The 19500-nt window shown below is 69.2% G+C and carries 19 protein-coding genes; 5 read left to right on the top strand and 14 right to left on the bottom strand.

Annotated elements, in window-relative coordinates; all coding sequences use genetic code 11:
- Positions 1 to 2 precede the first annotated feature (2 nt).
- Genes QM806_RS17030 through QM806_RS17015 form a run of 4 tightly spaced genes read right to left on the bottom strand, consistent with a single transcriptional unit; the run spans position 3 to position 3472 of the window.
- On the bottom strand, positions 3 to 389 hold the full coding sequence (locus tag QM806_RS17030; protein WP_005259244.1) for a universal stress protein: 387 nt from the start codon (positions 387 to 389) through the stop codon (positions 3 to 5).
- Positions 386 to 1945, bottom strand: a complete 1560-nt coding sequence (locus tag QM806_RS17025; RefSeq protein ID WP_005240632.1) for a tripartite tricarboxylate transporter permease — start codon at positions 1943 to 1945, stop codon at positions 386 to 388. The genes QM806_RS17030 and QM806_RS17025 overlap by 4 nt, the downstream gene beginning before the upstream one ends.
- 1 nt (position 1946) lies before the next feature.
- The gene (locus tag QM806_RS17020) at positions 1947 to 2486 is read right to left on the bottom strand and encodes a tripartite tricarboxylate transporter TctB family protein (protein WP_054248025.1); all 540 of its coding nucleotides are present in this window, start codon (positions 2484 to 2486) and stop codon (positions 1947 to 1949) included.
- Complete coding sequence (locus QM806_RS17015) at positions 2483 to 3472, bottom strand: Bug family tripartite tricarboxylate transporter substrate binding protein (protein WP_169695596.1); 990 nt, start codon at positions 3470 to 3472, stop codon at positions 2483 to 2485. The genes QM806_RS17020 and QM806_RS17015 overlap by 4 nt, the downstream gene beginning before the upstream one ends.
- A 67-nt stretch (positions 3473 to 3539) precedes the next feature.
- On the opposite strand from QM806_RS17015, the gene QM806_RS17010 reads away from it, so the two are divergent.
- Positions 3540 to 5156 carry a sensor histidine kinase gene (locus QM806_RS17010; RefSeq protein ID WP_169695597.1) on the top strand — a complete coding sequence of 539 codons (1617 nt, stop codon included), beginning with the start codon at positions 3540 to 3542 and terminating at the stop codon, positions 5154 to 5156.
- A 30-nt stretch (positions 5157 to 5186) separates the two neighbouring features.
- Entirely contained in the window at positions 5187 to 5861 is a 675-nt protein-coding gene (locus QM806_RS17005; RefSeq protein WP_169695598.1) for a response regulator, read from the top strand.
- 9 nt (positions 5862 to 5870) lie between these two features.
- On the opposite strand, the gene QM806_RS17000 is transcribed toward QM806_RS17005, so the two are convergent.
- The 10 genes from QM806_RS17000 to mqo form a co-directional block, all read right to left on the bottom strand.
- Positions 5871 to 6638: a trypsin-like serine peptidase gene (locus tag QM806_RS17000; protein ID WP_169695599.1), complete on the bottom strand. Its 768-nt coding sequence runs from the start codon at positions 6636 to 6638 to the stop codon at positions 5871 to 5873.
- A 60-nt stretch (positions 6639 to 6698) separates the two neighbouring features.
- On the bottom strand, positions 6699 to 7070 hold the full coding sequence (locus QM806_RS16995; protein ID WP_169695600.1) for a glyoxalase superfamily protein: 372 nt from the start codon (positions 7068 to 7070) through the stop codon (positions 6699 to 6701).
- A 56-nt stretch (positions 7071 to 7126) separates the two neighbouring features.
- Complete coding sequence (locus QM806_RS16990; protein WP_051055328.1) at positions 7127 to 8560, bottom strand: MFS transporter; 1434 nt, start codon at positions 8558 to 8560, stop codon at positions 7127 to 7129.
- 101 nt (positions 8561 to 8661) lie between these two features.
- On the bottom strand, positions 8662 to 9888 hold the full coding sequence (gene cobA, locus QM806_RS16985; RefSeq protein WP_169695601.1) for a uroporphyrinogen-III C-methyltransferase: 1227 nt from the start codon (positions 9886 to 9888) through the stop codon (positions 8662 to 8664).
- Between the two features lie 47 nt (positions 9889 to 9935).
- Complete coding sequence (locus QM806_RS16980) at positions 9936 to 10316, bottom strand: cobalamin biosynthesis protein (RefSeq protein WP_005259267.1); 381 nt, start codon at positions 10314 to 10316, stop codon at positions 9936 to 9938.
- The gene (locus QM806_RS16975) at positions 10309 to 11709 is read right to left on the bottom strand and encodes a cobyrinic acid a,c-diamide synthase CobB (RefSeq protein ID WP_120659254.1); all 1401 of its coding nucleotides are present in this window, start codon (positions 11707 to 11709) and stop codon (positions 10309 to 10311) included. The genes QM806_RS16980 and QM806_RS16975 overlap by 8 nt, the downstream gene beginning before the upstream one ends.
- The gene (cobO, locus tag QM806_RS16970) at positions 11703 to 12317 is read right to left on the bottom strand and encodes a cob(I)yrinic acid a,c-diamide adenosyltransferase (protein WP_120659255.1); all 615 of its coding nucleotides are present in this window, start codon (positions 12315 to 12317) and stop codon (positions 11703 to 11705) included. Before cobO ends, QM806_RS16975 begins: the two co-directional genes overlap by 7 nt.
- 36 nt (positions 12318 to 12353) lie before the next feature.
- Entirely contained in the window at positions 12354 to 14267 is a 1914-nt protein-coding gene (locus tag QM806_RS16965; RefSeq protein WP_120659256.1) for a VWA domain-containing protein, read from the bottom strand.
- A gap of 212 nt (positions 14268 to 14479) precedes the next feature.
- Positions 14480 to 15028 carry a GNAT family N-acetyltransferase gene (locus QM806_RS16960; protein WP_005565587.1) on the bottom strand — a complete coding sequence of 183 codons (549 nt, stop codon included), beginning with the start codon at positions 15026 to 15028 and terminating at the stop codon, positions 14480 to 14482.
- Positions 15029 to 15092: 64 nt separating this feature from the next.
- Positions 15093 to 16637, bottom strand: coding sequence for a malate dehydrogenase (quinone) (gene mqo, locus QM806_RS16955; protein WP_169695101.1), 1545 nt, complete (start codon positions 16635 to 16637; stop codon positions 15093 to 15095).
- 121 nt (positions 16638 to 16758) lie between these two features.
- Between mqo and QM806_RS16950 the strand changes: the two genes are divergently transcribed.
- Genes QM806_RS16950 through QM806_RS16940 form a run of 3 tightly spaced genes read left to right on the top strand, consistent with a single transcriptional unit; the run spans position 16759 to position 19477 of the window.
- Entirely contained in the window at positions 16759 to 17769 is a 1011-nt protein-coding gene (locus tag QM806_RS16950; RefSeq protein WP_054247404.1) for an alpha/beta hydrolase, read from the top strand.
- Positions 17766 to 19151, top strand: coding sequence for a mycothione reductase (gene mtr, locus QM806_RS16945; protein WP_005565589.1), 1386 nt, complete (start codon positions 17766 to 17768; stop codon positions 19149 to 19151). The genes QM806_RS16950 and mtr overlap by 4 nt, the downstream gene beginning before the upstream one ends.
- Positions 19148 to 19477: a YnfA family protein gene (locus QM806_RS16940; RefSeq protein ID WP_005565591.1), complete on the top strand. Its 330-nt coding sequence runs from the start codon at positions 19148 to 19150 to the stop codon at positions 19475 to 19477. The genes mtr and QM806_RS16940 overlap by 4 nt, the downstream gene beginning before the upstream one ends.
- The last annotated feature ends 23 nt before the right edge of the window (positions 19478 to 19500 follow it).

Below are 19500 nucleotides of genomic sequence, written 5' to 3'. Positions count from 1 at the left end.
CTTCATTCGGGCTTGACTGCCAGGACCGGTTTGCGGCAGGACAGCAGCAGGCGCTGGGCGGTGCTGCCCATCAGGAGCTTCCCGACCGGGGTGCGGTCGCGGATGCCGATCACGAGCAGTTCCGCGCTTGGCGCCGTCATGGCCTCGAGAATCACGTCGACGGTCTCGTCTCCCACGATCTGCCGGACCTCGTGGTCGACCCCGCTCGCGGCCAGCTTGCCTTCGAGTTCCTCCAGGTGGGCGTTGTCGGCGAACGACTGGTCGGCGAGGGAGTCGCCCTTCGACGTGTTGATCACGAGCAGCGACGTACCGCGCAGCTGCGCCTCTGCGACGCCGTGTTCGAGGGCCGCCGCTCCGAACTGGTCGGGGGTGTATCCGACGACGATCATGCGTGTGCCTTCTCTCTGGTGTCGGTGGAGTCGCCACCGGCCGGTCCGTCGGGGAAATCGGGCGCCGCGACGGGGTAGTGCGCGCGGACGACCTTGGCGACGAGGGGTGCGATGAGGAGCACTGCGATCACGATATAGACGATGATCGCGACGGGCTCGGTGAACAGGCTGCCCCAGTCACCGCCACCGAGCTGCAGGCTCTGCCGCAGTTGGCGTTCGATGCGCGGTCCGAGGATGACGCCGATGATGAGCGGCAGCACCGGCAGCCCGAACCTCCGCATCATCAGACCCATCAGTCCGAACGTCAGCAGCAGCGCGAGGTCGAGCCACTGGAGGTTGACGGCGAACGCGCCCAGCGCGGCGAAGAACAGGATGCCCGCGTAGAGGTAGGGGCGCGGCGTGCGGAGCAGCTTCGCCCACAGCGGTGCGAGCGGAAGGTTGAGCACCAGGAGCAGGAAGTTGCCGATGAACAGGCTCGCGATCAGCGTCCAGATCAGCAGCGGTTCCTTCTCGAACAGTGTCGGTCCCGGCTGGATTCCGTACGACACGAATGCCGTCAGCATGACCGCGGCCGTGGCGTTGGTCGGCAGGCCCAGCGACAGCATCGGCACGAGTGTGCCCGCCGCGGACGCGTTGTTGGCGGCCTCGGGACCGGCGACACCTTCGATGGCGCCCTTGCCGAATTCGTCCTTGTGCTTCGACAGCTTCTTCTCGGTGATGTAGGAGAGGAAGGTGGGCAGTTCGGCACCGCCTGCGGGAAGTGCGCCGAACGGGAACCCGTAGGCGGTGCCCCGCAACCACGGCTTCCACGAACGCTTCCAGTCGCTCTTGCCCATCCACGGCCTGCCGACGGGAATGACCTCGGCCGGCTTGCGGCGGAGGTGAGCGGCCACCCAGAGGGCCTCACCGAGTGCGAACACGGCGACCGCGACGACGACGATGTCGATCCCGTCGGACAGCTGCGGGATGCCGAACGTGGCACGCGGCTGGCCGGTGAGGAAGTCGATGCCGACCAACCCGATCGCGAGACCGAGCAGCAGGGAGATGCATCCGCGGAGCTTCGAGGTTCCGAGGACGGCCGTGACGGCCACGAGGGCGAGCAGCATGATCGCGAGGTAGGACGGGGCTCCGAGGGTGACCGCGAAACTCGACACCATGGGCGCGAACAGCACCAGGAGCATCGTGCCGATCGACCCGGCGACGAACGACCCGATCGCGGCGGTCGCCAGGGCCTGCGCGGCCCTGCCGGCTTTCGCCATCTTGTTGCCCTCGATCGCCGTGATCACCGACGACGACTCCCCCGGCGTGTTCAGCAGGATCGACGTCGTCGACCCGCCGTACATGCCGCCGTAGTAGATGCCGGCGAACATGATGAACGCTGCGCTCGGGCTGACGTTGTAGGTGACGGGAAGCAGGAGTGCCACGGTCATGGCCGGTCCGATGCCCGGGAGGACGCCGACCGCCGTGCCGAGAAGGACGCCGATGCACGCGTAGAGCAGATTCATGGGGGTGGCTGCTTGCTCGAACCCCTGCAGCAGCCAGTTCAGATTGTCCATGTCAGAGAATTCCGTCCAGAATGCCTGCGGGCAGCGGTATTCCGAGCCCGACGTAGAACGCGTAGAAGCTGCCGAATCCGAGCACGGCCCCGATGGCGATGTTCCGCACCCAGTGCCGGCTGCCCAGAATGGTTGCGGCCCCGGCGAACAGGATGGTGCCGATGATCGCCCAGCCCAGGAAGTCGACGAGCGCGATGGTCACCACGAACAACCCGACGAGCAGGCCCACCGTCTTCCAGTCGCCCGGGGATTCCGGATCGACGTCTTCGCCGCTGTCGGCTTCCCCGGTGGAGCCCCTCATGATCGCGACGGCGAGCAGCACGGCGAAGACCAGCAGTCCCCCACCGATGACGAGCGGGAACAGTCGCGGACCCACCGGGTCGACCTTCGCGAAGCCGTCGCTGAGCGACAGTGCGTCGACGATGAGGAACACCCCGATCACGGCCATCACCGCGCAGACGATGAACTGTGCGTAGTCCCTCCGCTTCGGCGCCGGCGCCGTGTCCGCGGAAACGGCGGACGGTTCTGCGGGCGCGGTCATGTCAGCCCCAATTCGGCCAGGGTGGACGAGACCCGCTCGTCCTGGTCCCGGAGGAACTGCTCGAACTCCGGTCCCGTCGTGAAGGCGTCACTCCAACCGTTCTTCACCAGGGCCTCCTTCCATTCCGGTGTGTCGTGCAACTTTCCGAGCGCCTCGACCATGTCGGCCTTGGCACCGTCGGACAGTCCGGGCGGCGCCAGGATTCCCCGCCAGTTGGTGAAGGTGAGGTCCACCCCGGCCTCCGTAAGTGTCGGCGCGTCGATACCTTCGACCCGCTCGTTCCCCGACACCGCGAGGACCCGGACCTGGCCTGCCTCGATCTGGTCGACGTACTCGCCGAGTCCCGACGTGCCCGCGGTGATCTTCTGGCCGAGAAGGGCCGTCAGCAGGTCGCCACCGCCGTCGTAGGACACGTAGTTCACCGCGTTCGGGTCCACTCCGACCGCGCGCGCCGTCTCCATCGGGAACAGGTGGTCCGGCCCGCCGGGCGAGGACCCGCCGCCGATGGTGATCGACGCCGGGTCGGCGCGCCATGCGGCCACGAAGTCGTCGATGGTCTGCAACGGTGAATCCGCGGGCACGAGGATGCCCTCCTGCTCCTCGACCACCTTGGCCAGCGCGGTCGCCTCGGACACGCGCGCGGTGGATCCGTTGGTGTAGCCGGCACCGACGACACCCAGGCCCATCATCATCATGAGGTCGTCGTTGCCGGCCTCGTTCATCAGCCTGGCCATCGCGACCGTTCCACCTGCGCCGATCACGTTGAAGACCTCGACGCGGCCGGTGATGCCCTCGTCTTCCATGATCTTCACCGCGGTGCGCGCCGTGAGGTCGTAGCCGCCGCCCGGACTGTTCGGAACCATCATCCGCACCCTGTGCAGGCCCTCGTCCTCGCCGCGGGTGACCCCGCAGCCGGCCACGAGGAGGCCTACGAGCGCGAGCAGGAGCAGCGCGCGTACCCTGCTCCCGCTACCTGTTCTCGACATCGTTCCTCATTTCGCCATGAATGTGATCTTCCGCAATACTGAACCTCAGGGGTGATGCACGTCACCTATGCGAACGAAACGGAACTTAAGTTCATTGTGGTCACCACTTCATCCCCGCGTGCGTAGCCTCGCGGGCCAGGTCCTGCTCCTCCAGCTCGTCGTCGTCGGCGTCGTGCTGCTCGCGGTAGCCGCCGTGTCGGTGCACCAGTCGACCGTGGAGTTCCGTGACCTCCAGGGGCAGCGCATGATCGCGGTCGCCGAGAACGTGGCGTCGACGCCGGTGGTGCGCGACCAGCTGTCGGACCGCTCGGTCGAGCGCGTGCTGGCGCCCGAGGTCGATCGCGCCGTCAACCTGTCGGGCGCCACACTCGCCGAGATCGTCGCGCCGAACGGGGCGGTGACCGTGTCGTCCGATCCGACGCGGCTCGGGGTGCCCGCGGAACTCGGCGCCAGCGATGTGATGACCGGGCGGGCCTGGTCGGGCGACGTCGACGTCGACGGACGCCGCGCCATCGTCGGACACGTCCCGATCCTGTCCGCCACCGGGGACGTCCTCGCGGTCGTCTCGGTCAGCGACGACTACCCGTCGGTCTGGGATCTGCTCAGCAGCGCCGGGGCGCGCCTGCTCCTGTATCTCGGAATCGGTGCCGGTCTCGGGCTTCTCGGCTCGTGGCTGCTGTCCCGCCGGATCAAGACCCACACCCGTGGACTCGAGATCGCCGAGATCGCAAGCCTTGCCGACCATCGCGAGGCCCTGTTGCACAGCATTCGCGAGGGTGTGGTCGCGGTGAACCCCGACGGGGTGATCACCGTGCTCAACGACAGCGCCCAGGAACTTCTCGACCTCACCGACGACGCCGTCGGCCGTCACGTCGACGACGTCGCGCTCGACCCCGCCGTCCGGCAGTACCTCCTCAACGGGGAGGACGGCCGCGACGTGGTGCTGTCGACGTCGTCGCGCATGCTCGCGCTGAGCCGGCGAGCAGCCACCAGCCAGGGGCACAAGATCGGAACCGTCACCACGATGCGCGACAGCACCGAACTGGCGTCCATGCAGAGCCAGCTGTCGTCGCACAAGAGTGTCACCGACACCCTGCGCGCGCAGACGCACGAGTTCGCCAACCAGCTGCACACGATCTCGGGTCTGACGCAGCTCGGCGACTACGACGCCGTCACCGAATTCGTCGGCACCCTCACCCGCCGTCGAGCGGAGATCAGTAACGCTGTCACGCAACGCATCTCGGATCCGGCCGTCGCCGCGCTGCTGATCGCGAAGACGTCGCTCGCCGCCGAGACCGGGGTGTCGCTGACATTGGAACCCGACTCGCACCTGCACGCCCTCGACCCCGAGCTCGCCACCGACGTGATCACCGTCCTCGGCAACCTCATCGACAACGCCGTCGACGTGTCCGAGGGCGGCCGGGACGCGCGGATCTCGATCCGGATCACCGACGACGACGGCATTCTCATCGAGGTCGCCGATTCCGGCCCCGGCGTTCCCGAGACGATGCGGGAGGAGATCTTCTCGCGCGGTGTCACGTCGAAGCCGGGCACACCCGGTGGCCGCGGAATCGGGCTCGCCCTGGTCCGTCTCGTCAGCTCCCAGCACGGCGGCTCCGCGGCCGTCTCGGACGCACCCGGCACCGGTGGTGCCTTGTTCACCGTCCACGTGCCGCGAAGCTAGACTCTCCGATCATGACGGGACGGCGTGGCGATGTATGAGGTCCTGGTCGTCGACGACGACTTCATGGTCGCGGAGATTCACCGCCGATTCGTCGACAAGACACCGGGGTTCACCACCGTCGGGGTGGCGCGTACCGCCGCCGAGGCCCTCGAATCGGTGTGCACCGCACACCCCGACCTCGTGCTCCTCGACGTGTACCTGCCGGACATGTCCGGCCTCGACGTCCTGCAACAACTGCGCGCGGAGGGCAACGCGGTCGGCGTCATCATGATCACCGCCGCCCGGGAGATCGACACCGTCAGCCGCGCGCTACACGGCGGCGCCTCCGATTATCTGGTCAAACCGTTCGACTACACGCAGCTGCAGGAAAAACTCGAGAACTTCCGCCGCCGCGCCCGCGCCCTCGAATCACAGTCCGGCGCAGACCAATCCCTGATCGACTCCCTGTTCGGGGGCAAGGGCAGGAATCCGGAACCGAGCCGGCTCCCCAAGGGGCTCAGCGCCGAAACCGGGCGCCTGGTGCTCGACATCCTGCGGTCGAAGGGCGAGCTGTCGTCGACCGAATGCGCCGAACTCGCCGGACTGTCCCGGGTCAGCGTGCGCCGTTACCTCGAGCACTACCTGTCCGAGGGTCTGCTGGAGGTCCGGCTCGAATACGGGGGCGCGGGCAGGCCCGTCCGCCGGTACCGGCCTGCCCCACGCTGACACGGTCGGTCAGGATCGGGTGCAGGCGCCGGCGAGGGCGAACGGTGTCGAGTCGCCGGCACCGCGACGCTCCGCGCGGTCCAGCAGGGCGATCGTTCCGGAACCGAACGTCGGCGAGTAGGACACCGAGTCGGTGCACCCGCCGTGGTCGAGGCCGCCGACGAGGGCGACGACCCGCGAACCCGTGATCCACGGGCCGCCGCTCGTTCCCTCGCCCAGCCCGTCGCAGACCACCGTGGGGTAGCTGTCCGTCGACGTGGTCGCGGCGGTGCACGACACCGGACCGTCACCGAGGGTCGGATAGCCGGTCACGGCCACGGTTGTCGCGGGTTCGGGCGCGGACGCCAACTCGAATCCCCCACCGACCACCGATTCGACGGACGCCGGCACAGTGGTTCCGCTCGGGGCCACCCGGAGAACGGCGTAGTCGTGCTGCGGGTCCTGCGACTCCAGCCAGGCGGGGTCGACGTAGATCTGAGACACCGTCCACAGTCCGAACGGGGACACGCCACGATCGAATCCGGGTGCGAACGACAGCGCACCGCCGGACCCTGCGATGCAGTGAGCGGCAGTGAGCACGAGGTCGCCGTCCGCGCTGTCCAGAACCGATCCGGTGCAGACGTGGAGCGGTGTGCCGGCCAGGAACAGCGGGCCGACGCGAGGATCCGGTGCGTCGGGCGCAGGCGCGGCGGCGGCCGAACCCCCGGCTACGCAGGAAGCCAGGAGCAGGACCGCCGCGGCTGCCCCCGTGACGGACGAGCGGGAGGGCGTGACCACAGGATCATCATGCTCCGCTCGTCGCGCTCGGGTAGGCCGATTTCTGCTACCGGCCGCCGGTCAGCTGCGTGGCGGAAGCTGCTGCAGCGCCCACTCGTTGCCGTCGGGATCGGCGAAGTACACGAAGCGCCCCCACGCCAGGTCCTGCACCTCGCTGACGGGAACGCCGCGGGTCGACAGCTCGGCGTGGGCGGCATCGGCGTCGTCGATGACGATCTGCAACCCGTGCACCGAGCCGGGCGGGGTGTCGACCAGGCCCTCACCGACGGCGATTGAGCACGCCGACCCGGGCGGTGTGAGCTGGACGAAACGCATGTTCTCGTTCACGCGGTGGTCGTGATCGACGACGAAGCCGACCTGGTCGGCGTAAAACGTCTTGGCCCGGTCCACGTCGGACACCGGCAGGATGATCAGCTCGATTTTGTAATCCATGACCGGATGCTATAGACGGCGTCCGACAACCGGGCCGAAACCGGGCCGGACCGCGTTCACGCCTGTTGCGCGGCCTTCTCGGCGGCCTGCGCCTGCGCGACCTGTTGCGGGGTGAAGCGGATGAACATCGCGGCCAGTCCCGCGATGAGGGCGCAGCCTGCGCTGCCGACGAGGGCGAAGGTGTACCCGTTGCCGAGCGCCTCGAGTTGCGTCGGATTCATGTCGGCGACCTTGCCGGAGATGCCGCCGAGGGACAGCGTGCGTGAGGTGGCCATCGCCCCGATGACGGCCAGGGCGAGGGGTCCGCCGAGGGTTTGCGCCACCTGGGCGATGGCGGCGAGCGGACCGATCTCCGTCTCCGACACTCCGGCGATGGCGCACAGCGGGAGCGGGACGACGGCAAGTCCGACACCGAATCCGATCCCGATGACCGGCACGAACAGGTTGCCGAGGTAGGTGGCGGAACTGTCGAGGGTCGAGCCGTAGAGCAGCCCGACCACCATGATCGCCGCGCCGGCGACCACGAGCCACCGGGGCTGGATCCGCACGGCGAGCTTGGACGCCACCGCGGCCGCGCCGCCGAGGCCGAACGCGAACGGGATGAACGCGAGGCCCGCCTCGAGGGGGCTGTAACCGAGAATGTCCTGGACGAACAACGCGACGAAGGCGGCGACGGTGAACATGACGGCACCGGCGAAGAAGATCGCGACGAGCGTCGCCACCCGATTCTTGTCGCGGAACAGGGAGAACGGCAGCAGCGGGTTGTCGGCGGTCCGTTCGACGTACAGGAACGCGCAGAACAGCAGCAGTCCGGCGACGAGCGCCCCGATCACGTAGGGACTCCCCCAGCCGAGTTCCGGACCCTCGGTCAGCGCGAATACGACGCCCGTCGCCGCGACCGTGGCGAGAACCGCCCCGGGAACGTCGAGGGCCAGGCGCTCGCCCGCGGTCTCCTTCAATGCCACGAACGCGCACCCCACGATGACGACACCGATGGGCACGTTGATGAGGAAGATCAGTCGCCACGACACCTCGGTGAGCGCGCCGCCGATGATCAAGCCCGCGATCGATCCGATGCCCGTCATGGCCGCGAAGATCGCGATGGCCTGGTTACGCGCAGGTCCGGCCGCGAACGTGGTCGCGACCAGGGCCAGCGCCGTCGGGGACGCCACCGCGGCGCCGACACCCTGCAGGAACCGGGCGGCGATCAGCATGAACTCGCCCACCGCGAGACCGCACAGCAGCGAGGCGACGGTGAACAGGGCGACACCGCCGACGAACATCTTCTTCCGGCCGAACGCGTCGCCGAGCCGTCCGCCGAGGAGCATGAGGCCACCGAACGCCAGCGCGTAGGACGTCAGCACCCAGTTGCGGCCGCTGTCGCTGAGACCGAGATCGGCTTGCAGCGGCGCGAGCGCCAGGTTGGCGACGGTGCCGTCGAGGACCACCATCATCTGCAGCCCGCTCAGCACGATGATCGCAAGCCCCATCACACGGGTGGCGGCGGGCGGATTCACCGTGGCTCTCGCCGCAGACTTGTTCGACGCGGATGCGCCTTCGGGCACTCGGGATTCAGACACGAGGGTTCACGTTACCCAGCGTCCACAGAAAACCCGGCCACGGGCCCGATGACCACGATGGCGGGCGGCCGGATCTGTTCTTCCTTCACCCGGGCGGCGACGGTCTGGAGATCGGCGCGCACGGTGCGTTGCGTGCGCAGCGTGCCCTCCTGGATGACCGTGACCGGGGTGTCCACCGGACGTCCGCCCTCCATCAGGACCGTCGCGAACGCCTCGATGCGCTCGACGGCCATCAGCAGCACGATCGTGCCCTTCAACCGGGCCAGCGCCGACCAGTCGACGAGGGAATCCGGGTGGTCGGGGGCGACGTGACCGCTGACGACGACGAACTCGTGGGTGACGCCCCGGTGAGTGACCGGGATGCCGGCGGCCGACGGCACCGAGATGGCACTGGTGATTCCGGGGACGACCGTGACGGGCACGCCCGCCGCGGTGCACGCCTCGAGTTCCTCGTAGCCGCGCCCGAACACGTACGGGTCGCCGCCCTTGAGCCGCACCACGAACTTGCCGGCCTTCGCGCCCTCGATGAGGGCGGCGTTGATCGCCTCCTGCGCCATCGCACGGCCGTAGGGAATCTTCGCGGCGTCGATGACCTCGACGTCGGAGCCCAGTTCGGCGAGCAGTTCCGGCGGGGCGAGGCGGTCGGCGACCACCACGTCGGCCCGGGCCAGCAGTCGGCGGCCGCGCACGGTGATGAGATCGGGGTCGCCCGGACCGCCGCCCACCAGTGCGACACCGGCCGCCGGTGACTCGGCGGTGTCTGCGACCACACCGGATTGCAGGCCCTCGACGAGGGCGGTGCGCACTGCGGCGGACCGCCGGTGGTCGCCGCCGGCCAGCACGCCGATGCTCATCCCGTCGTAGCTCGCGCTCGCCGGAGTGACGGCGGTGCCGAAGCGGGCGTTGTCGGCGCGGACGCAGAACACACGATTCCGCTCCGCCTCGGCGACGATCGCCGCGTTGGTGTCCGGTTCGTCCGTGCACGCAATGGCGTACCAGGCGTCGGCGAGGTCGCCGTTCCGGTATCCGCGAAGTTCCACTGTGATCTGTCCCGCGGTGGCCATCCCCTCGACCGCCGGCGTGACCGCGCGGCTGATCAGGTGCACCCGCGCCCCCGATGCGATCAGGAGCCCGAGCCTGCGCTGTGCCACTGTTCCGCCACCGACCACGACCACACGACGATCGGCCAAATTGAGTCCGACCAGGTAGTTGGTCTCGTCTCCGGTGGCAGCAGTCACGCGCTCTCCCCGTTTCTCCAGAAAATCCTGCACGTCTCGTCTCGAACCTACGAAACTTTACGGGCTGCCGCGACGACGACGCCATTCGCGGACCACTTGGTCATGATCAGGGGCCCGCCGCCCGCGCCGAGCACCGCCGCCGCTTCCGCGACGCTCGGCGATCCCGTCGCCGAGTGCACCCGGTCCGACGGGTTCGCCACCTCGACGGCGGCCAGTTCCCCCACGGCGAATCCGCGGACGGGGACACCCAACGCCGCTGCCGCATCGCGGACAGCCGGATCCGCGGCCTTGCGGTCGAGGGTGCACAGGCAGTCCAGTGTCGCGTCCGGACCCAGGTTCGTGGACGTCAGCACGTGCCGGACGGCGGCCAGGACGTCCGCGCTGCCCGCTGCCGCACGGAACCCGACGCCGACGCTGACGTCACCCATGCGCGGCGAAGGTCCGGGCCGCGGCCACGAAACGGGTGATCGCCTCCGGGTGACCCGCGGGGTGCGTGTGCAGGTACGAGGCGTGCACGCCGCCGCGCACGAAACCCTCGCGCGCAGGGTCGCCGTCCCAGGGTCGCCAGCCCCAGGCCGGTGCGAAGCCGTCCGCCTCGGCCGCGGCGAGCGACGTGCGATGGAACTCGTGGCCGACCACCCGCTCACCTGCCGCGAAGAGTGTGGAGTCCGTGACCGCCACCGCCTCGCGGTACCCGAGCGTGAGACGGGACCCGAACGAGGCGTCGACCCCGACCACGGAGGCCATCGCGTGCCCGTCGAGGCTTCGGGCGAGGTAGAGCAGACCGGCGCACTCCGCATGGATCGGCGCCCCCGCTGTCGCGAGTGCGCGTATCTGTGTCAGGAGCGCGGAGTTCTCCGCGAGGGCGACGGCGTGCTCCTCGGGGAAACCACCGGGCAGCACCACGCCGCTCGTGCCGGACGGCAACGCGTCGTGCAGGGGGTCGAACGTGATCACGTCGGCACCGGCGGCACCCAGGAGTTCGCGGTGTTCGGCGTACCCGAACGTGAACGCCCGGCCCCCGGCGATCGCCACGGTCGGGCGCGGGCCGGACGGAATCGGCCCGACCTCGGCGGCGGGGTCCCACACCGGCCCGTCGACCGCCGAGGCCGCGAGTGCGCGGATGGCGGGCAGGTCGAGGTGGCGGGCGGCCAATCGGGTCATCGCGTCGACGGCGTCGACCGCGTCGGCTCCGTGCTCCGCCGCCGGGATCAGCCCGAGGTGCCGGGACGGGACCTCCAGTTCGGCCATCCGCGGCACGGCGCCGAGCACGGGAAGTCCGACGCGCTCGCATGCCTGCCGCAGTACCTGTTCGTGCCGCGGACTTCCCACCCGGTTGAGGATCACCCCGCCGATGCGGACCCCGGTGTCGTAGGTGGAGAAGCCGTGCAGGACCGCGGCCAGGCTCTGACTGTGCCCGCGGGCGTCGACCACGAGCACGACCGGGGCGCCGAGCAGAGCCGCCACCTGGGCCGTCGATCCCTCGGCCGACGGCTCCTGCGACGCGGCGTCGATCTTGCCGTCGAACAGGCCCATGACGCCCTCGACGACCGCGAGGTCGCATCCCGAACTGCCGTGCCGGTACAGCGGGGCGATCCGCTGCGCGCCCACCATGACCGGGTCGAGATTGCGTCCCGGCCGTCCGGCCGCGAGCCCGTGGTATCCGGGGTCGATGTAGTCGGGGCCGACCTTGAACGGTGCCACCGCGCAGCCCGACTCACGCAGCGCTCCCACCAGACCGGTTGCGACGGTGGTCTTTCCGCTACCCGATGCGGGGGCTGCGATGACCACCGCGGGCGCCGCGGAGAGCGTGGTCACCACTCGATGCCCCGCTGGCCCTTCCGGCCGGCGTCCATCGGATGCTTGATCTTGGTCATCTCCGTCACCAGATCCGCGGCGTCGATCAGTGCCTGCGGGGCGTCGCGGCCCGTGATCACCACGTGCTGGTTGCCGGGGCGGTTCTGCAGGACCTCGACCACCTCGTCGACATCCACCCACCCCCACTTCAGGGGATACGTGAACTCGTCCAGCACGTAGAACCGGTGTTCCTCGGCTCCCAGCCGGCGGGCGATCTCGCGCCATCCCTCGGCGGCCGCGGCGGCGTGGTCTTCCTCGCTGCCGTGCTTGCGCGTCCACGACCAGCCTTCGCCCATCTTGTGCCACTGCACCGCCCCACCGACGCCGGTGTCCTCGTGCAGCTTGCCGAGGGCGCGGAAGGCTGCTTCCTCCCCCACCTTCCACTTGGCGCTCTTCACGAACTGGAACACGCCGACATCGAATCCCTGATTCCAGGCACGCAGCGCCATACCGAACGCGGCCGTCGACTTCCCCTTGCCCGGTCCGGTGTGGACCGCGAGCACGGGAGCGTTGCGTCGTTGACGTGTGGTGAGGCCGTCGTTCGGAACGTTCTCGGGAACACCCTTGGGCATGTGTCTTCTCTCTCCCCTACCGAATCCGCGTCCGGATCACGCTGCGGCGCGGACGACGCCCGCGACCTGCTGCGCGGACAATTCACCGAGGCGGACGTAGCCGCCCCGCAGCCGGCGGGCCAGCTCCGCGGCCAGCCCGAGCCGGACCATGCCTGTCTCGCAGTCGACGACCACCGACGCGACCGAGCTGTCGGCGAGCAGCCCCGCGGCCACCTTGGCCCGGTGCAGTGCGTCCTTGCCGCCCGTCGCCCGCCCGTCCGTCAGTGCGACGACGAGCGCGCGACGCTGCGGATCGCGGAGACGTTCCCGCAACACGACCTCACGCGCACGCAGAAATCCTTCTGCCAGTGGGGATTTGCCGCCAGTCTTCATTCCGCGGAGGCGGCGGACGGCGATGTCCACCGACGACGTGGGCGGCAGGACCAGTTCCGCGGCGCGTCCGCGAACCGTGATCACCGCCACCTTGTCGCGGCGCTGGTAGGCGTCGCGCAGCAGTGAGACGACGGCACCGGTGACAGCCGACAATCGGTCACGGGCCGCCATCGACCCGGAAGCGTCCACGACGAACACCACGAGGTTGCCCTCGCGGCCCTCGCGAATCGCCCCGCGCAGATCGGCGGAGTCGAGGATCATCCGACCAGCGCTCCGGCCGCGGGCCACCTGCCGCTCGGCGGCGGCGAAGAGCGTGCCCACCAGGTGGAGTCCGTGCCCCTGTTCGGCGGTCGAGCGCACCGCGCGACCGCGGGAGGAGCGCGAACGGGAACGCCGGCCCGGCGCGCCCTCGCCGACTCCGGGTACCTCGAGGAGTTTGGTGGTGAACTGGGTGCCGGTCGGCCCGGCCGGGCGTTCGGGGGGTGCCGGAGCCCCGCCTCCGGGCCCGTCGGGATCGTCGGGCCCCTCGGGGTCGGTGTCCCCGCCGTCCGGTCCGGGCGGGGTCCCGGGCGGAGGCCCCGGCTCCTGCTCCGGCGGTTCCTCGGCACCGGACCTGGCGTCGTCGTCGGCCTGACGGAGAGCGTCGTCGAGCTGCTGTTCATCGAGGCCGGGTTCGTCGAACGGATCCCGGCGGCGGCGGTGTGGCAAGGTCAACTCGGCCGCGACCCGCACGTCCTCCGCCGTGACGGCGCCGGCGCCCCGCCATGCTGCGTGCGCGGTCGCGGTCCGGGCGAGGACGAGATCGGCGCGCATGCCGTCCACGTCGAACGACGCACAGAGAGAAGAGATTCGGCGCAACTCGACGTCGTCGAGCTCGACGGAGTCGAGCCGGTCGCGGGCCTCGAGAATGGCGGCGGCCAAGGCGGCGTCCTGCTCGGCGTAGCGCTCGGCGAACCGTGCGGGGTCACGCTCGAAGTCCAGTCGACGCCGGACCACCTCCATGCGCACGTCCACCTCCCGCGACGCAGCGACGTCGACGGCCAGCCCGAACCGGTCGAGGAGCTGCGGCCGGAGCTCGCCCTCCTCAGGATTCATCGTGCCGACCAGCACGAACCGCGCGGCGTGCGAGTGCGAGATGCCGTCACGCTCGATGTGGACGCGGCCCATCGCCGCCGCGTCGAGGAGCACGTCGACCAGATGGTCGTGCAGAAGATTGACCTCGTCGACATAGAGAACACCCTGATGGGCGGCCGACAGCAGTCCGGGTTGGAACGCGCGCTCACCGTCGCGCAGGACCTTCTCGAGGTCGAGGGAACCGACGACGCGGTCTTCCGTGGCTCCGACCGGCAGTTCGATCAGTCGCGCCGGGCGGGTCCCGTGCTCGTCGTGCACCGCCGGCAGCAGCGCGGTGAGAGCGCGGACCACCGTCGATTTGGCCGTCCCCTTCTCACCGCGGACGAGGACGCCGCCGATACCGGGATGGACCGCGCAGAGGATGAGGGCCAGCCGCAACCGGTCCTGACCGACCACCGCGCTGAACGGGAATCCCCACGAAAAGTCGGGTCGAACCTGGTCCACTTCACGATCCGTACGCACGCTGCAATCCCTTCACGTCCCGGTTTCCTCGCCGAGAGCTTTGGCCGGTACGAACGCCGCGGCAATCTGGCTGGGAGACCGGATCGGCAACCAGGGTGGTGGCAGCCGGTCAGAGATCCGTCACAGTGGCGGGACCGCGCCTGATTCGAACAGGACTTCCCCGCGGACATTCACCTGACGACCCTAGTCGGGGCCTACTGCCCGGCGTTCGACGGGGCCGCCTCCGCCACCTCGTACGCGACACCGCCGCCGACACCATGGGCGGCACCGCCGCCGACACCATGGGCGGCACCGCCGCCGCGCCGCATGGGGACGTGCGGGATGCCGTCCTCGACGAACTCCTCGCCGTCCGGCTTGAAACCGTGCTTGGCGTACATGTCCACCAGATACGTCTGCGCGTTGATGCGGCACGGCGCGTCGCCGACCTCGGCGAGCGCGGCGCGCAGCAGACGCGTCGTGTGTCCCTGACCGCGCGCCGGCCGCGACGTGCACAGCCGACCGATGCGGAACGACGTGGTGCCGTCGGCGTGCTCCTCGAGGAGCCGGAGGGTGCAGACCACCTGACCGTCCTGTTCCAGCCAGAAGTGGCGGGTCTCGACCAGCAGATCACGGCCGTCGAGTTCCGGGTACGGGCACGCCTGCTCGACGACGAAGACCTCTACGCGGAGCTTGAGCAACTCGTAGAGCGTCTTGTTGTCGAGATCGAGTGCCCACGAACGCTTGAGTGCTGCAGTTGCCGTCATGACAGGCAACTATCGCACAGCACCGGCAAGTGTGCGCGCCCGTGGACCCGGGCCGGGCGGTGCATCAGACCGCGACCGACGCGTCCTCCACCTTGCTGGTGTCGAGCTGGAGCACCTTCGACGTCCAGTCCCACACCTGCGAGAACAGTGCCGTGTCGTCGGAGAGCTTGATGCCCAGCGACGGAACCATTTCCTGGAGCTTCGGCTTCCACGACTCGTACTGGGTCGGGAAGCAGCGCTGCAGCACGTCGAGCATGGCGGGCACCGCGGTGGACGCACCCGGCGACGCGCCGAGCAGTCCGGCGATGCTGCCGTCGGCGGCGTTGACGACCGCGGTGCCGAACTCGAGGACACCGCCCTTGCCCTTGGCTCGACGGATGACCTGGACGCGCTGGCCCGCGGTGATCAGCTCCCAGTCCTTGCCGAGCGCCTTCGGGACGAACTCCCGCAGGGTCTCGATCCGGCCGGCCTCGGACATCGCGAGCTCACTGATCAGGTACTTGACGAGACCGAGTTCGCTGACGCCGACCCCGAGCATCGACAGCAGGTTGTTCGGCTTGACCGAACTGGGCAGATCGGTGACGCGGCCCTGCTTGAGGAACTTGGGCGACCAGCCGGCGTAGGGGCCGAACAGCAGTCCGGGCTTGTTGCCGATCACGCGAGTGTCGAGGTGCGGAACAGACATCGGCGGCGCGCCGACGGCGGCCTTGCCGTAGACCTTGGCGCGGTGCTGGTCGATGAGCTCCGGGTTGGTGCAGCGCAGGAACGCGCCGCTCACGGGGAACCCGCCGAAGCCCTTGGCCTCCTCGATGCCGGACTTCTGCAGCAGGTGCAGCGCACCGCCACCGGCGCCGACGAACACGAACTTGGCGCGCACGACCTTCTTCACACCGTTGCGGCGGTTGGTGACCTTGACCACCCAGGTGCCGTCGGACTGCTTGGTGAGGTCGGTGACCTCTTGCCCGAAGTGGACGACGCCGCCGGACGCGCCGACGTAACCGAGAAGCTGCTTTGTCAGGGCGCCGAAGTCGACGTCGGTGCCGTCCTGGGTCCAGTTGAGAGCGACGGGATCGCTGAAGTCGCGGCCCTTCGCCATCAACGGCAGGCGACGGGTGAACTCGTCGGGGGCGTCGATGTACTCCATACCCGCGAACAGGGGGTGACCGGCGAGGGCGTCGTAGCGGGCCCGCAGGTACTTCGCGTTGGCTTCGCCGTGCACGAAGCTCACGTGCGGGATGGGGTTGATGAACTCCTTGGGCTGCGTCAGCACACCGCTCTCGACGCCGTGCGCCCAGAACTGCCGCGACACCTGGAACTGCTCGTTCACGTTGACGGCCTTCGTGATGTCCACCGTGCCGTCGGCGTTCTGCGGGGTGTAATTGAGCTCACACAGCGCGGAGTGGCCGGTGCCCGCGTTGTTCCACGGGTCGCTGCTCTCGGCGGCTACTGCGTCGAGCCGCTCGAATGTGGTGATCGACCAATCGGGCTGCACCTGACGCAGGATCGCCCCCAGCGTCGCGCTCATGATGCCCGCGCCCACCAGCACTACATCCGTTTTCGTCTCTACCGCATTCTGATCTGACACTGGAGTATCGACTTCCTTGTCCATAGCCGTACGCGCATACGCCTGCCGTGTTCGCCGGATAGGTTACCCGCGCGTATGAGCGAGAATCACCTGCCCCAATTGTGCGCCTCCCCGCGCCCCCGAATCGCACATTAGATTGTGATCTGTGACTACATGGGCTCCCGACGTTCTCGGCGACGGTTATCAACAGCTGACCATCCCTCTCGGCACCGACCCCGACGGCGAGGGCGAGGTGAAGGCGACGCTGATCCGCTACCAGCCCGCGCAGGAGACGAGGAAGACCGGCCGCGCCGTGCTCTACGTCCACGGATTCACCGACTACTTCTTCCAGAAGCACCTGGCCGAGCACTTCGCCGAACAGGGTTACGCGTTCTTCGCACTCGATCTGCGCAAGTGCGGGCGCTCGCTCGAACCGGGCCAGACGCCGCACTTCGTCTCCGATCTGACACTCTACGACGCCGAACTGAACGAGGCGTTGCGCCAGGTCCGGGAACAGACCGGTGACGGCGAGGTCCTGCTGGTCGCGCATTCGACGGGCGGTCTGGTTCTGCCGCTGTGGCTGCACCGCCTGCAGCGCAAGCCGGGCGGCACCGCCGCACTCGGCATCAGCGGGGTCATCCTCAATAGCCCGTGGTTCGACCTGCAGGGTCCGTCGTACCTGCGGAACGTGGGGACGGTGGCCGTCGATGCGCTCGGGCGCGTCAAACGTAAGTCGATCATCCCGAAGACCGGGCTCGACACATACGGCGTGAGCCTGCACGTGGAGGGCAACGGCATCTGGAACTACAACCTCGACTGGAAGCCGCTGAGCGGTTTCCCGGTCACGTTCGGGTGGCTGCGCGCGGTACGCCGCGGCCATGCCCAACTGCACCGGGGTCTCGACATCGGGGTTCCCGCCCTGGTCCTCCGATCCAAGGCGTCGTATTTCGCGCCGCGGTACGACCCCAGGGTCGACACGGCCGACGCCGTCCTCGACGTCCGGCAGATCGCCCGCTGGGCGGGGTGCCTCGGCGACCGCACCACGATCGTGCCCATCGCGGGCGCCCGGCACGACGTGTTCCTGTCCGCCGACCAGCCCCGGGCGGAGGCGTTCGCCGAAGTGGACCTCTGGCTCGACTGGTTGCACGGCCACAACGCCGCGGAGGCCAACCGATGACACATTTCGATCTGGCGATCATCGGTTCGGGGTCCGGCAACTCGCTGCCCGACGATCGGTTCGCGGACAAGACGGTCGCGATCCTGGAGGAGGGCACGTTCGGCGGGACGTGCCTGAACGTGGGTTGCATCCCGACGAAGATGTTCGTCTACGCCGCGGAGGTGGCCCGCACGGTCGGCAATTCCGCGAAGTACGGCGTCGACGCGGAGCTCGAGGGGGTGCGCTGGCCGGACATCGTCAAACGGGTCTTCGGCCGCATCGACCCGATCTCGGCCGGCGGGGAGCGCTACCGCGCCGAGGACAGCCCGAACACCACGCTGTTCCGCGGGCACGCGACGTTCGTGGGCCCACGAACCCTCGACACCGGAACCGGGGAGGTCGTCACCGCCGATCAGGTGGTGATCGCGGCCGGATCCCGCCCGATCATCCCCGACGTGGTCCGGGAATCCGGCGTGCGGTACTACACGAACGACGACATCATGCGGTTGCCGGAGCTGCCCGAGCGCATGGTGATCATCGGTGCGGGATACATCGCCGCCGAGTTCGCACACGTGTTCTCCGCGCTGGGCACCCGGGTGTCGCTGATCGCGCGTAGCTCTCACCTGCTGCGGCACCTCGACGAGGACGTCTCCCGCCGGTTCACGGATCTCGCCCAGAAGAAATGGGACGTGCACCGCGGCAGCGCCGTCGCAGCCGTGCGCAGCGACGGTGACGGCGTCGCGGTCGAACTCGAGGACGGCACCGTCGTCTCGGGTGACGTTCTCCTGGTGGCGACCGGGCGGCAGTCGAACGGGGACGCCATCGGGGCCGCCGCCGGTGGCATCGACCTCGACGACGAGGGACGCGTCGTGGTCGACGATTACCAACGGACCAGTGCCGAAGGCGTGTTCGCGCTCGGTGACGTCTCCTCGCCGTACCAGCTCAAGCACGTCGCCAATCACGAGGCGCGAGTCGTTCAGCACAATCTCCTGCAGGACGCGTGGAAGGACACGTCGGGTCTGCGCGCCGCGGACCACCGGTTCGTTCCCGCCGCCGTGTTCACCGACCCGCAGATCGCGCACGTCGGGCTGACCGAGGCCGAGGCCAGGGAGGCGGGCCGGGACATCACGGTGAAGGTGCAGGCGTACGGCGACGTCGCCTACGGGTGGGCGATGGAGGACGACGAGGGCCTGTGCAAGGTGATCGCCGAACGCGGCACCGGGCGGCTGCTCGGTGCGCACGTGATCGGCGCCCAGGCGTCCACGGTGATCCAGCCGCTGATCCAGGCAATGAGCTTCGGGCTGACGGCGCAGCAGATGGCGCGGGGGCAGTACTGGATCCACCCGGCGCTGCCCGAGGTCGTCGAGAACGCTCTCCTCGGCCTCGACCTACCGGCCGAGTGACGGTCGCCAAGTCCGTCGCGCTGTTCGCAGTCGCGGCGCTGTTCGAGATCGGCGGCGCCTGGCTGGTGTGGCAGGGCGTCCGCGAGCACCGGGGCCGGATCTGGATCGGCGCCGGTGTCGCGGCGCTCGGGGCATACGGGTTCGTCGCGACGATGCAGCCGGACGCCCACTTCGGCCGCATCCTCGCCGCGTACGGCGGGGTGTTCGTCGCGGGCTCGCTGATCTGGGGCATGGTGGCCGACGGTTTCCGCCCGGACCGCTGGGACGTCTCGGGCGCCCTGATCTGCCTGCTGGGCATGGCCGTCATCATGTACGCCCCACGCTGAGCACGGTCGTGCTCGGCGTGGGG

This window comes from Rhodococcus sp. IEGM 1351 (genome assembly GCF_030056875.1).
GTDB classification, from domain to species: domain Bacteria; phylum Actinomycetota; class Actinomycetes; order Mycobacteriales; family Mycobacteriaceae; genus Rhodococcus_F; species Rhodococcus_F opacus.
Note: the sequence above shows the minus strand (reverse complement) of the source record. Positions and strands in the feature narration are given on the sequence as shown.

Excerpts from the sequence above, each read along its gene's own strand:
- mtr (WP_005565589.1), top strand. The coding sequence starts at position 17,766 with ATGACACATTTCGATCTGGCGATCATCGGTTCGGGGTCCGGCAACTCG.
- mqo (WP_169695101.1), bottom strand. The coding sequence starts at position 16,637 with ATGGACAAGGAAGTCGATACTCCAGTGTCAGATCAGAATGCGGTAGAG.
- QM806_RS17010 (WP_169695597.1), top strand. The coding sequence starts at position 3,540 with ATGCGAACGAAACGGAACTTAAGTTCATTGTGGTCACCACTTCATCCC.
- QM806_RS17025 (WP_005240632.1), bottom strand. The coding sequence starts at position 1,945 with ATGGACAATCTGAACTGGCTGCTGCAGGGGTTCGAGCAAGCAGCCACC.
- QM806_RS17020 (WP_054248025.1), bottom strand. The coding sequence starts at position 2,486 with ATGACCGCGCCCGCAGAACCGTCCGCCGTTTCCGCGGACACGGCGCCG.
- QM806_RS17005 (WP_169695598.1), top strand. The coding sequence starts at position 5,187 with ATGTATGAGGTCCTGGTCGTCGACGACGACTTCATGGTCGCGGAGATT.
- cobO (WP_120659255.1), bottom strand. The coding sequence starts at position 12,317 with ATGCCCAAGGGTGTTCCCGAGAACGTTCCGAACGACGGCCTCACCACA.
- QM806_RS16990 (WP_051055328.1), bottom strand. The coding sequence starts at position 8,560 with ATGGGGCTTGCGATCATCGTGCTGAGCGGGCTGCAGATGATGGTGGTC.
- QM806_RS16995 (WP_169695600.1), bottom strand. The coding sequence starts at position 7,070 with ATGGATTACAAAATCGAGCTGATCATCCTGCCGGTGTCCGACGTGGAC.
- QM806_RS16960 (WP_005565587.1), bottom strand. The coding sequence starts at position 15,028 with ATGACGGCAACTGCAGCACTCAAGCGTTCGTGGGCACTCGATCTCGAC.
- QM806_RS16980 (WP_005259267.1), bottom strand. The coding sequence starts at position 10,316 with ATGGGTGACGTCAGCGTCGGCGTCGGGTTCCGTGCGGCAGCGGGCAGC.
- QM806_RS17015 (WP_169695596.1), bottom strand. The coding sequence starts at position 3,472 with ATGTCGAGAACAGGTAGCGGGAGCAGGGTACGCGCGCTGCTCCTGCTC.
- QM806_RS17030 (WP_005259244.1), bottom strand. The coding sequence starts at position 389 with ATGATCGTCGTCGGATACACCCCCGACCAGTTCGGAGCGGCGGCCCTC.